Annotated in this window: 11 protein-coding genes; 4 read left to right on the forward strand and 7 right to left on the reverse strand. The window is 75.0% G+C overall.

Annotated features, from left to right (window positions below):
- Window positions 1-183 precede the first annotated feature (183 nt).
- Window positions 184-705 carry a DUF1707 and DUF4190 domain-containing protein gene (locus ACFV4F_RS13340; protein WP_380502161.1) on the reverse strand — a complete coding sequence of 174 codons (522 nt, stop codon included), beginning with the start codon at window positions 703-705 and terminating at the stop codon, window positions 184-186.
- A gap of 225 nt (window positions 706-930) precedes the next feature.
- Here ACFV4F_RS13340 and ACFV4F_RS13345 point away from each other — a divergent pair, with 225 nt between their 5' ends.
- The 4 genes from ACFV4F_RS13345 to ACFV4F_RS13360 all read left to right on the forward strand — a co-directional run bounded on the left by ACFV4F_RS13345 (window position 931) and on the right by ACFV4F_RS13360 (window position 6098).
- The gene (locus ACFV4F_RS13345; RefSeq protein WP_380435881.1) at window positions 931-1794 is read left to right on the forward strand and encodes an ABC transporter ATP-binding protein; all 864 of its coding nucleotides are present in this window, start codon (window positions 931-933) and stop codon (window positions 1792-1794) included.
- Entirely contained in the window at window positions 1791-3407 is a 1617-nt protein-coding gene (locus ACFV4F_RS13350; protein ID WP_380502163.1) for a transporter, read from the forward strand. The genes ACFV4F_RS13345 and ACFV4F_RS13350 overlap by 4 nt, the downstream gene beginning before the upstream one ends.
- 217 nt (window positions 3408-3624) lie before the next feature.
- Window positions 3625-4899: a DUF2786 domain-containing protein gene (locus ACFV4F_RS13355; protein WP_380502164.1), complete on the forward strand. Its 1275-nt coding sequence runs from the start codon at window positions 3625-3627 to the stop codon at window positions 4897-4899.
- 80 nt (window positions 4900-4979) lie between these two features.
- Window positions 4980-6098 (forward strand): ADP-ribosylglycohydrolase family protein, encoded by a 1119-nt coding sequence (locus ACFV4F_RS13360; RefSeq protein WP_380496027.1) that lies wholly within the window; start codon window positions 4980-4982, stop codon window positions 6096-6098.
- Window positions 6099-6113: 15 nt separating this feature from the next.
- Here ACFV4F_RS13360 and ACFV4F_RS13365 read toward each other — a convergent pair whose 3' ends face one another.
- The 6 genes from ACFV4F_RS13365 to ACFV4F_RS13390 form a co-directional block, all read right to left on the reverse strand.
- On the reverse strand, window positions 6114-7391 hold the full coding sequence (locus ACFV4F_RS13365) for a serpin family protein (RefSeq protein ID WP_380502166.1): 1278 nt from the start codon (window positions 7389-7391) through the stop codon (window positions 6114-6116).
- A gap of 99 nt (window positions 7392-7490) precedes the next feature.
- Window positions 7491-8489 (reverse strand): ADP-ribosylglycohydrolase family protein, encoded by a 999-nt coding sequence (locus tag ACFV4F_RS13370; RefSeq protein WP_380502168.1) that lies wholly within the window; start codon window positions 8487-8489, stop codon window positions 7491-7493.
- A gap of 19 nt (window positions 8490-8508) precedes the next feature.
- A complete protein-coding gene (locus ACFV4F_RS13375) occupies window positions 8509-9723 on the reverse strand; it encodes a cytochrome P450 (protein ID WP_380502170.1) in 1215 nt (404 codons plus the stop codon).
- 70 nt (window positions 9724-9793) lie between these two features.
- Entirely contained in the window at window positions 9794-10531 is a 738-nt protein-coding gene (locus ACFV4F_RS13380; RefSeq protein WP_380502172.1) for an NAD-dependent deacetylase, read from the reverse strand.
- A 128-nt stretch (window positions 10532-10659) separates the two neighbouring features.
- Window positions 10660-11289 (reverse strand): hypothetical protein, encoded by a 630-nt coding sequence (locus ACFV4F_RS13385; protein ID WP_380435865.1) that lies wholly within the window; start codon window positions 11287-11289, stop codon window positions 10660-10662.
- Window positions 11290-11420: 131 nt separating this feature from the next.
- The gene (locus tag ACFV4F_RS13390) at window positions 11421-11948 is read right to left on the reverse strand and encodes a LuxR C-terminal-related transcriptional regulator (protein WP_380502174.1); all 528 of its coding nucleotides are present in this window, start codon (window positions 11946-11948) and stop codon (window positions 11421-11423) included.
- Window positions 11949-12062: the final 114 nt, after the last annotated feature.

A 12062-nucleotide genomic window follows, 5' to 3' on the forward strand; every position in this document is an offset into this window, starting at 1 on the left:
GAGCGTACCTAGCGCATGGGGCGCGGTCAAAACAAATGCAACGCCGCAGGTCGCGGCTGTCGGCCGGGTGTCGCGGGGGTGTCCCGCGAACGGCAGCCCGGTGACGAGCCGCCCTCCTGCCGCTCTACCACACCGGAGTGGCGTACGCCACTCGGCGCCCGGCACGGCGGCGCCCTCCGGCGCTCAGCCCCGGCCCCCCGCCGCCAGGACGACCCCCAGGAACATCAGGGCCCAGAACGCGGAGCCCAGGTAGCCGACCACCAGCCCGATGACCGCCGCCCAGTCCCCGTCCTGGTTGCGCTGCCTGATCTGCGAGCGGGCGATGTGGCCGGTGATCACCGCGGGCAGCGACAGCCCGGACAGGCCGAGCACCATCGACGTGACGGCCAGGCCGTTGGTGGAGCGCACCTGGTACGGCGGGTACGGCATCGGCGGCGGGTACGGCTGGAACGTCTGCGGCACCGGGCGCCCGTCGAACGCCGCCGGCGGCACCACCGGCCCGGACGGCAGGTCGGCGACCAGCACCGACAGCTGGCCGTAGGTCTGCGCGTGGGCCGCCGCCTCGTGGCGCTGCTCGTACTCCTCCAGCGACAGCCGGCCCTCGGCGTACGCCGCCTTCAGCACGTCGATCGTGCGGTCGCGGTCCGCGTGCGCCGCCCTCATCCCGGACTGCGGCGAAGGCTCACCCCAGGGCTGCACAGCCATCCGTCGCCTCCCGACACCCCGGCGCGCGCCGCGCGCCCAACTGGTCCTCATAGTGCCGGACGAACGGGGCGGCCGAGTAGTTGCCGGTTCACGGCAGGGGATTGCCGGAGCCGGTGTGCCTCACCCGTTCGGGGGACAAACTCAGGTCATCCTCAACTCGGACGACAGCCCGTTCGGCGAGTGACAGGCTGGATCCGCACGACCCGTCGACCAGAGAAGGCAACCATGCAGGCGTCAGCGCCTCCGCCGTCCGGAGCACCCGGACCCGCCACCCCGTCCGCCGCCTCCGCCGTCACCCCGTCCGCCGCTCCCGCCGCCTCCGCGGTGAGCATCCAGGGGCTCTGGAAGCACTTCGGCACCCAGGCCGCCGTCGCCGGGCTCAGCCTGGAGCTGCCGGCCGGCGCGTTCGTCGGACTGGTCGGCCCGAACGGCGCGGGCAAGACCACGACGCTCTCCATGGTCACCGGCCTGCTCCGGCCCGACCAGGGCGCCGTCCTCGTGCACGGCGGCGACGTCTGGGCCGACCCGGTCGCCGTCAAGGCGCGGATCGGCATCCTGCCCGAGGGCCTGCGGATGTTCGAGCGGCTCAGCGGGCGCGAGCTGCTGCAGTACAACGGGCGGCTGCGCGGCCTGCCCGGCGCCGAGGTGGACCGCCGGGCCGAGGAGCTGCTGGCCGTCCTGGACCTCGCCGCCGACGCCGACAAGCTCGTCGCCGACTACTCCACCGGCATGCGCAAGAAGATCGGCCTCGCCGCCGCGCTGCTGCACAACCCCGACGTGCTGTTCCTCGACGAACCCTTCGAGGGCGTCGACCCGGTCTCCGCGCAGACCATCCGCGGCGTGCTCAAGCGGTACGCGGCCGCCGGCTCGACGGTGGTCTTCTCCAGCCACGTCATGGAGCTCGTCGAGCAGCTCTGCGACTGGGTCGCCGTCGTCAACGCCGGCCGGGTCATCGCCCACGGGCCGCTGGACGCCGTCCGGGGCGGGCGCAGCCTGCACGAGGCCTTCCTCGACCTGATCGGCGTCCGCGAGGACGACGGGCAGGCGCTCGGCTGGCTCGGCGGCGGGAACGCCGGGGGCGGGCAGTGACAACGGCTGTCCCCGACGGGGGGACGGTCGTCCGCGCGCTCGTGGCGCTCAAGCTGCGGCTGCTGCGCAACGGGCTGAAGCGCAGCCGGGGCCGGGCCGGGGTGTACATCGTCGGAGCGGTGTTCGGCCTGCTCTTCGCCACCGGGATCGCCCTCGCCCTGGCAGTGCTCAACGGCCGGGTGGCCGGCTCCGGGGACGCCGGCGTGATGCTGCTCGGCGTGCTCACCCTCGGCTGGGCCGCCATCCCGCTGTTCCTGTTCTCCAGCGACGAGAGCGCCGACCCGACCCGGCTCACCATGCTGCCGCTGCGGCCCGGACCGCTGCTGCGCGGCTCGCTGCTGGCCAGCCTGATCGGGCCGGGACCGCTGGTCAGCCTGGTGCTCGTCACCGGTGCGGCGCTGTCCGGCGCGAACGGCGGCGCCTCGGCGGCGGCCGACCTGATCGGCGTGCCGCTCGCCGTGCTCTGCCTGGTCACGCTCTCCCGGGCAGTCGCGGCCGGCAACGCCCGGATGCTGTCCAGCCGGCGCGGCAAGGACTTCGCGATCTTCGGCGGACTGCTGTTCGCCCTGCTCGTCCAGGGCGCCAACGTCGGCTGGCAGAGCACCTTCGGCCGCCCCGACGCCAACGGACACCTCGACCTCGGCCCGCTGCGGCCGATCGCCGCCGTGCTGCGCTGGATCCCGCCGATCGGTGCGATGGACGCGGGCCGGACGGCCGGCGAGGGCCGGTACGCGCTCGCGCTGCTCCAGCTGGCGCTGGCCGGTGCGCTGCTCGCCCTGCTGCTGCGCTGGTGGCGGCGGAGCCTCCAGGAGCTGATGGTCACCGCGGACTCCTCGACCCTGGAGGTGGCCCGCGGGGTGCAGAGCTCGCGCGGCTGGGGCTTCCTGCCGGCCGGCCGGACCGGCGCGGTGATGCAGCGCCACCTGCGGTACGCCTGGCGCGAGCCGCGGGCCAAGGCGGCGGTGTTCACCAGCATCGGCATGACGCTGGTGATCTGCGTGCTGTCGGTGGTCCAGGGCTGGTCGAGCGTCTACCTGCTGGCGGCGACCGGGATGTTCCTCGGGCTGCAGATGCTCAACCTGTTCGGCATGGACGGCTCGGCGTTCTGGATGATCGCCGCGACCCTGCGCACCCCGGCCGACGCCCGCGACGAGCTGCGCGGACGGGCGTACGCGGTGCTGTCGTACGCGGTGCCGGTGACGCTGGTGCTCGCCGTGGTGCTGACGGTCGTCACCGGGGACTGGGCGCACCTGCCGTCCGCGCTCGGCCTCGCCCTCGCGCTGCTGGGCTGCGGCATCGCGGTCGGCTCGATGCTGAGCGTGCTCGCGCCGTACACGATGCCCGCGGACAGCAACCCGATGCGCAACGCCGCACCCGGGCAGAGCGGGCTGGTGCTGCTCAACCAGTTCGGGTCGATGCTCGGCGTCGCGCTGCTGGCACTGCCCGTGGCCGGCTACCTGGGCTGGGCCCTCGCCGCCGACCGGCCCACCTGGCCGCTGCTGGCGGCGGGGCCGGTCTACGGCGGACTGATCGCGTACCTCGGCGTCCGCATGGCGGGCGCCCGCCTGCTGGAGCGCACCCCGGAGATCCTGGCCAAGGCCATAGAGCGCTGAGCGGTGCGGTGAGCGCCCGGTCCCCCGACGACGGGGCCGGGCGCTCGCTCGTCCGGCTCCGTCCCCCACCCCCACCCCGCGCTCCCAACGCACCACCACCCCGGCAGCGCTCGACCGCCCGTTCCCCCACCGCCCCCTCGGCCGCCCCCCGGCGACACCCCGCGCTCCGGCATCATGGCTGGAGGAAACCGGCCGTCGACGAGAGCAGGGACACACCGTGGGCAAGCGGGCGCAGCAGGGCGGCGGGGACGCCGGACCGCTGCTGGAGCAGGCGGTGCGGTCGGTGCTGACGGCCCCGGACGAGTTGCTAGACCTCGCGCTGGACACGGGCGCGTCGCTGCTGGCCGCGTCGGCCGGGCAGTGGCCGGCGGTGAGCCGGGCGGTGCTCGGGTACGCGGACACCGCCGTCGGGCGGTGCTGGTCGGCGGGGTGGCGCCCGGCCGACCTGGTGCGGGTGGTCCGGCGCGAGCTGAAGCCCGTCCACCTCGCGCTCGCCGTGGACCTGATCGCCGCCGAGGGCCGCCGCCACCCGGCGGCCGCGCTGGACCGGCGCTGGCAGGAGCAGCTGCGCGAGCTGGAGACCGAGGTGTGGTGGCCCGGCGACGACGGCTACCTGACCGCCTTCGCCCAGCGCCACCGGCTGGACCGCTTCGCGCTCGCCACCGCCGCCCTGGAGCTGATCCGCACCTGGGGCCGGCTGCCCCCGATCGCCCCGGTCGGGCCCGCCCCCGGTTCCGCACCCGCGCGCGGCGCGGCCGGGCCGGTGCCGGGCGAGCCGAGGATGCTGGCGCGCATCCGGGCGCTGCTCGCGAAGGCCGAGTCCACCGAGTACCCGGAGGAGGCCGAGGCGCTGACCGCCAAGGCCCAGCAGCTGATGGCCCAGCACAGCATCGACGAGGCGCTGCTGGCCGCCGCCGGCGCGGACCGCGACGCCCCGGCGGCGCTGCGGATCGGCGTGGACAACCCGTACGAGGGCCCGAAGACGATGCTGCTGGACGCGGTCGCGGCGGCGAACCGGTGCCGGGTGGTGTGGGCCAAGGAGTTCGGCTTCTGCACGGTGGTCGGCTTCGACGGCGACCTGGACGGCGTCGAGCTGCTGTACACCTCGCTGCTGGTGCAGGCCACGCACGCGCTCAACAAGGCCGGCGCGGGCCGGGACTCGCGCACCAAGGCGTTCCGGCAGTCGTTCCTGGTCGCGTACGCGGCGCGGATCCGCGAGCGGCTGACCGCCGCCACCGAGCGGACGACCAGCGCCGCGGCCGCCGGACGGCACCTGCGCGAGGACGGCACCGAGGAGCAACTGCTGCCGGACGAGCGACTGTTGCCCGCCCTCGCCGCCCGCTCCGAGGCGGTGGACGACGAGGTCGGCCGGCTGTTCCCGAAGCTGGTGTCGCAGCGCGTGCGGGTGAGCGACGGCGAGGGCTGGGCGGCCGGCCGGGCCGCCGCGGACCGGGCCGCCCTGCACGGGCGCGCCGGGGAGATCCGCCGGTAGCGGGCCGTTCGCGCCGGGTGACCCGACGGCCGGGGTGACCTGATAGAACGTAGTCCGCCACGAACACAAGGGGGATCGACGTGACGGATTCGGCGGCCGACGCGGGCTACCGCGACCGCGTGCGCGGAACGCTGCTCGGCGGCGCGATCGGCGACGCGCTGGGCTGGCCGGTGGAGTTCCAGCAGCTGCACCAGATCCGGGACCAGCACGGGCCGGACGGCGTGACCGGGCCGCCGCCCGCGGCGCGCCCCGGGACGGTCGAGGTCACCGACGACACCCAGATGACGCTGTTCACCGCCGAGGGCCTGATCCGCGGCTTCGTCCGCGGCTGGTCGGGCGGCGGCGGATCGGTGCCGGAGGCCGTCCACGGCGCCTACCGGCGCTGGCTGCTGACCCAGTACCAGCCCGCGCCGGACGCCGCGCCGCTCCCCCGCCCGTACGACGGCTGGCTGCTGCGGCAGCCGTTCCTGTACGCCCGGCGGGCGCCGGGCAACGCCTGCCTGAGCGGGGTGTCCGAGCACCCGGTGTTCGAGCCGCCGGCCCGGATCGGGCAGCCGGGACCGGTCAACCCGGGCTCCAAGGGCTGCGGCACGGTGATGCGCTCAGCGCCGTTCGGGCTGGCCAGGCTGGGCGCGGACCAGGCGTTCGGGCTGGCCGTGCAGTGCGCCCAGCTGACCCACGGGCACCCCACCGGCTACCTCGCGGCGGGCGCGTTCGCGGCGCTCGTCGAGCGGCTCGTAAACGGCACCGAGCCGTGGGCGGCGGTCGGCGAGACCGTCGACCAGATCCGCGAGCTGCCGGGTTCGAAGGAGACGGTGCAGGCGCTGGCCCGGGCCGTGCGGGTGGCGCAGGAGTCGGAGCCGTCGGCGGAGGCGGTGGAGCGGGTCGGGCTCGGCTGGATCGCCGAGGAGTGCCTGGCCATCGCGGTGTACTCGTTGCTGGCCGCGACCCTGGACCCCGACCCGGTGCGCACCGCGCTGCTGCTGTCGGTGAACCACTCCGGGGACAGCGACTCCACCGGCGCCGTCTGCGGCAACCTCACGGGTGCCGCGTACGGCGCCGCGGCCCTGCCGCCCGAGTGGGCGGGGGCCGTCGAGGGCCGGGCGGAGCTGCTGCGGGTCGCGGACGACCTGCTGGTGCTGTTCGGCAGCCGCGATCCGTCCCACCCGGCGCTCGGCGGGCGCTACCCGGCCTGGTGAGCCGCTTCCGGCGGCCTACCCGGCCGCCGGGTCGGTGACCTGCCCGAGGAAGAGCGGCCGCCCGCCGGCGGTGTCCCGGATCAGGAACAGGAACGGCCGGTCGACGTGCAGCTCGGCGGGGTGCATGGCCGGCGCCGCCGCTCCGGCCATCCCGGCACCGCTGCCGGCCGCCGCGACCGTGCCCTCCTCGTCGACCTCGATGGTGGCCTTCTGCACCACCGGGCCGACGGCGAGCGGCTCCTTGGAGATGCCGCCGAAGTCGGCCTTGTCGCCGAAGGCCGTGCTGACGCCGAGCGCGCGCAGGGCGGGGGTGAGCTCGTTGGACGTGTCGAAGTGGAAGCGCGGGAGCTCCAGGTCGACGGGCCTGGCGGCGAGGCCGCCGAGGATGCGGTCGAGCTGGGCCTGGTCGAGCCCCTTGGTGAAGGCGGCGAAGCCGCCCTGCGCGGGGACGATCACGTCCATCGCCAACCCGCCTCCGGCGTACGGGAGTTCGACGGCCTGCCAGGGCTCGCCGACGATCCCGCCGGAGCCCTCGGCGTACTTGAGGCTGCCGCTCTGGGCCATCGTGCTCACGTTCGGGGCGGAGCCGTCGAGCTTGTGGAACGGGCGGTCGGCGGTGTGCGCCGGCTTGAACGGGGAGGCCCACTTCGCCTTCAGGTAGAGCGCGTCGGTGAGGACCAGCCGGGTCTGGGCGGTGACCTGGCCCTGCGCGAAGAGGTCCTTGATCCGTCCGTCGGTGGCCTTCTCCACGGCCGCGTTGACGGCCTTGCGGGCGCCCTCCGGATCCTTGCGGAAGTCGGCGGGGTGCACCCCGGTGTCGAAGGCGTCGGCCAGGGTCTGCAGGTAGTCGGGCTGCACGGGGTAGCCCTGCTGGGTCCAGAGGTCGTCGGACCGGCGCAGCGTGACGTCGTCGCCGCCCTGGACCGGGCGGTCGAGCGCGCCGGTGGCGAGGGCGTACTGCTGCGGGGTGAGGCTCGTGTGCAGGGCCTTGGTGAGCTCGTCGGCGGTGGTGCCGCGGGCGCCGGGCACCAGCATCGCGAGCAGGGTGGCCAGGCCGGACGGCGAGAGCACGACGTTGCGGCCGGCGCCGTCCGGAGTGGCGGTGAGGGCGTGGAGGAGGTCCAGGCCGAAGGCGCCGGTGCCGGCGGCGGTGGCGGTCACCTGTGCCGGATCGACCGCGGGACCGGTGCCGGACGCCGACACCCGGAGCACCGGCGGCGCGGCGGGCGTGGCGGCACCGGTGCTGCCGCAGCCCGCGACCAGCGGGGCGGCGAGCGCGGCGGCGAGGAGCACCGCCGCCGGGCGACGGGGGCTACGGCGGGTTCCGTGAGGGCTGCGGTACGTCATGGCCCTTCGACGCGCCCGCCCGCCCACCGGTTCCCGCCGTCCGGCTCAGTCCCAGAGCGCGCCGAACTCCAGGAGCTCGTCGCGGTGCTCGATCCGCTCGACCCAGTCGGCCGGCCAGGCCGTCTCACCGTGGTGGGCGCCGGCGAAGGCGCCGGTCAGGCAGGCGAGGGAGTCGGAGTCGCCGCTGGAGTAGGCGGCGCGGCGGACGGCGGCCACCGGGTCGTCCGGCAGCAGCAGGAAGCAGAGCAGGCCGGTGGCGAAGGCCTCCTCGGCGATCCAGCCCTCGCCGGTGGCCAGGCACGGGTCGGCCTCGACGTCGGGCACGGCGAGGGCGGCGTCGACCTGGTCGAGCGACTTCAGGCAGTCGTCCCAGCCGCGGGCGATGACGGACTGCGGGGAGCCGCCGAGCCAGCGGTCGGCGAGGTCGCCGAGCCAGAAGTCGTCGTACCGGTCGCGCCGGGCGAGCGCGTAGGCCCGCAGCACCGCAGTCAGGCCGGCCGGCGGCACGCCCTCGGCGAGCTTGCGGACGGCGTACGCGGTGAGGTCGCTCGCGGCGAGCGCGGTCGGGTGGCCGTGGGTGAGCGCGGACTGCAGCTGCGCGGCGCCGGAGTGCTGCCGGGCGTCGAGCTCGCGGATCAGGCCGATCGGGGCGACCCGCATGTTGGCGCCGCAGCCCTTGGAACCGACGTCGCTCGCCTGCTGCCAGCGGAACTTCTCGTGGCTGAGCCGCTCGCAGGCGCGCAGGCAGGTCATGCCGGGGGCGCGGTTGTTGTCCGGTGAGCGCCACCAGTCGACGAACTCCTCGCGGACGGGCCGCTCCAGCCGCAGGGGCGTCAACGGCCCGCGGGCGAGGGCGGTGCGCAGGCCGCGGGCGAGGGCGAGCGTCATCTGGGTGTCGTCGGTGATCAACGCCTTCGTCGGCAGCGGCAGTTGCCGCCAGTCGGGCCAGTCGTTCGCGATCGCCTCGACCGTCTTGAACTCCGTCACCCGGCCGATCGCGTCCCCGATCGCCAGACCCAGCAGCGTGCCCGTCGCCTTGCCCACGGCCGCTCCCCCTCTTCCGTCACACCTCGACCAACAGCTCTTCCAGCCCCCGGATCACGTAGCCCGGGCGCCACTCGGGCTCGCGGACGAGCCGCAGGCCCGGCGCCCGGCGCAGCAGCGCGCCGTACGACTCGGTGAGCTCCAGTCTGGCGAGCGGGGCGCCGAGACAAAAGTGGATTCCGGCGCCGAAGGTGACGTGCGGGTTGTCGGTGCGGCCGAGGTCGAGCCGGTCGGGGTCGGCGAAGCGCTCCGGGTCGCGGTTGGCGGAGCCGAAGAGCAGGGCGATCTCGGAGCCGCGCGGGACGGTGACGCCGCGGACCTCGATGTCCTCCAGCACCCAGCGCTCGAACATCTGCAGCGGGGTGTCCCAGCGCATCAGTTCCTCGACGGCGGTGGGCAGCAGACCGTCCACGTCGCCGCGCAGCCGGGCGAGTTCGCCGGGGTTGCGGAACAGCGCCCACCAGCCGTTGCCGGTGGTGTTGACGGTGGCCTCGTGGCCGGCGTTGAGCAGCAGCACGCAGGTGGAGATCATCTCCTGCTCGCTGAGCGCGTCGGTGCCCTCCTGGGCCTGGACGAGCGCGCTGATCAGGTCGGTGCCGGGGACGGCGCGGCGCTCGCGGATCAGGGCGCGCAGGTAGTCGGAGAACTCGATGCTCGCGGTGACGGCCCGCCGGGCCGCCTCCTCGGTGGGGTTGAGCTCGAACATCCCGGTGATGTCGGCGGACCAGGGCCGCAGCAGGTGCCGGTCGGCCTCCGGGACGCCCAGCATCTCGGCGATGACGGCGACCGGCAGCGGCTCGGCGACGGCGGCGACGAGATCGCCGCCGCCGTCCGCCAGCAGTCCGTCCACGAGCTCCCCGGCGAGGCGCCGGACGGTCGGGCGCAGGCCCTCGACCATGCGCGGGGTGAAGGCCTTGGAGACCAGCCGGCGGATCCGGGTGTGGTCGGGCGCCTCCAGGTCGAGCAGCCCGTGGTCGTTGAGGGTGTGGAACGGCTCGTGCGCCGGGTCGGGCGCGGGCCGGCCGAACTCCTCGTGGCTGAAGCGGTGGGTGTACGTGCGCCCGAGGCGCCGGTCGCGCAGGAGCGCGCTGACGTCCTCGTGGCGCGAGACGAGCCACTGCTTCGTCGGCTCGTAGTACGTCACCGGCGCGTGCTCGCGCAGTTCGGCGTACGCGTCGTACGGGTGGGCCACGAACGCCGCCGACCAGGGGTCGAACTTCGCCGTCGTCGTCATCGGTCGATCACTCCAGGCCTAGAGGGGGGCCAGCCGGAAGGATCATCGTATGCAGGCGGTTCGTCCGACCTTAAGAGTGCTCGGCGAGCAACTTCCGCACCAGCGCCGGGAGGGCCGTGGAGATCGGCTCCCTGATCACCTCGTCCGCGGCCTCGTCGAACGGCGTCGGCTCGCCGTTCACGACGACCAGGCGGGCGCCGCCCTCCAGCGCGATCTGCGGCAGCGAGGCCACCGGGTAGACCTGGAGGCTGGTGCCGACCGCGACGAAGAGGTCGCAGGCCTTGGCGATCGCGTCGGCCTGCTGGAGCACCACCGGGTCCAGCGCCTCCCCGAACATCACCGTCCGCGGGCGCAGGATCCCGCCGCACTCCCGGCAGTCCGGGTCCGGCTCGCCCGCCTCGACCCGGGCCAGCGCCTCGGCCATGTCGCCGACCACCCGGCAGCGCGCGCACTGCACCTCCCGTGCGGTGCCGTGCAGTTCGAGCACCTTGCGGGCCGGCAGGCCGGCTCGCTGCTGCAGGCCGTCGACGTTCTGGGTCAGCACCCGCACGGGCAGCCCGGAACGCTCCAGGTCGACCAGCGCGCGGTGCCCGGCGTTCGGCTCGGCGGCCAGCGCGCCGGCGTCCCGGCGCATCAGCCAGGCCCGGCGGCGCACCTCGGGGTCGGCCAGGTACGGGCCGAGGGTGACCAGCTTCTGGGCCGACGGGTCGCGCTGCCAGAGCCCGTTCGGGCCGCGGTAGTCGGGGATGCCGGAGTCGGTCGAAATGCCCGCGCCGGTGAGCACGGCGATCAGTGGACGCTTGGTCATACCCGGACCGTACGGCGACGGGGCCGCCGGCGGCCACCGAAAATCCTCGCGCCCCCGCCGCCGGGAGTCCGGACGAGCTATGGCGTGTCTTTCGGATCAGCCCGGGTGCCGCGACGCCAGGGCACGCCCTAGGCCAGGGCTGCCGTGCGCGGTGCGGCGCCGAGGCGCGCCAGCGGGGCCAGCGCGATCAGGTAGCAGGCGGCGGCCAACGGGATGAACGCCAGGTCGACCATCGACGCGAGCGTCCCGGCCACCATGAGGACCGGGCTCCACCAGCGCAGCGTCCGGGCCGCGCCCACCGAGGCGGCGACCAGCAGGGCCAGCAGGCCGACGTAGAACAGCAGCGGGCCGACCTTGTACACGGCCTCGAGCACGCCGGGGACGGCCTGGATCCGCTCGAACATCCGCGACTGCTCGTCCTTGGTCGCCGATGCCAGGCCGACGTACAGGTCGATCCCGATCTGGACCACCGAGGCCACCAGCCCCGTGAGCGCCACCCCCAGCACGGTGCCCGCCGCGAGCCGCCCGGCCGGCGTGCCGCGCGGGGCTATCAGCCGGCGCAGCCCCAGGAAGACCGGCGCGAACAGCAGCAGCCCGGCGAACATGAGAGCGTGTCCGGTCGTCCAGCCGAGGCCCGGCTCGCGGGAGCCGGGGACGAGGCGGATGCCGCCGTACAGCGCCATCAGGGCCGGGGCCCCGACGACGGCGTAGGCGGTGAGGCGGGTGCTGCGGGTACTGGTGGTCCGAGCGGCGTTCATCTGCGTTCTCCCGTGGTGTCCGTGATCCGTTCTCCGACACCACAGATCCTGTCGGCCGGGGCCCTCGTCGCGGATCGCCCGCACCGGCGAACTGCCCGCCTCCCCCGCGCGGGGGAGGGCCCGGGACAGGCCTAGTCCTCCCCGGCCACCACCGCGCCGGACTCGTACGCGAACACCACCGCGTGCACCCGGTCGCGCAGCCCCAGCTTGCTCAGCACGTTGCTGACGTGCGTCTTCACGGTGTGCTCGCTGACCACCAGCTCCGCCGCGATCTCCGCGTTGGACAGCCCGCGCGCCAGCAGCCGCAGCGTCTCCTGCTCGCGCAGGGTCAGCTGCTCCAGCAGCTTGGACGGCGGACGAACGGCCCGCTCCGCCGTCCCCGGGCGGCGTGCCGCGAACTCGCCGATCAGCCGCTTCGTCACCGAGGGCGCGAGCAGCGCCTCCCCCGAGGCGACCATCCGCACGCCGTGCGCCAGGTCGTCCCGGCGGACGTCCTTCAGCAGGAAGCCGCTCGCGCCCGCGTACAGCGCGTCGAAGACGTAGTCGTCGATGTCGAAGGTGGTCAGCATGATCACCTTGGTGGCCGGGAACTCCGCGCACACCCGCCGGGCCGCCTCCAGCCCGTCCATCACCGGCATGCGGACGTCCAGCAGCAGCACGTCGGGGGGGGGGGGGGGGGCGGCCGCGGGGGGGGCGGGGGGGGGGGCGCCCCGCGGCCCCCCCCCCCCGCCCGGGGGGGGGGGGCGGGGGCACCCCCCCCCCCCCCCCCCCCG

Source organism: Kitasatospora sp. NPDC059722 (assembly GCF_042733235.1).
GTDB lineage: Bacteria > Actinomycetota > Actinomycetes > Streptomycetales > Streptomycetaceae > Kitasatospora.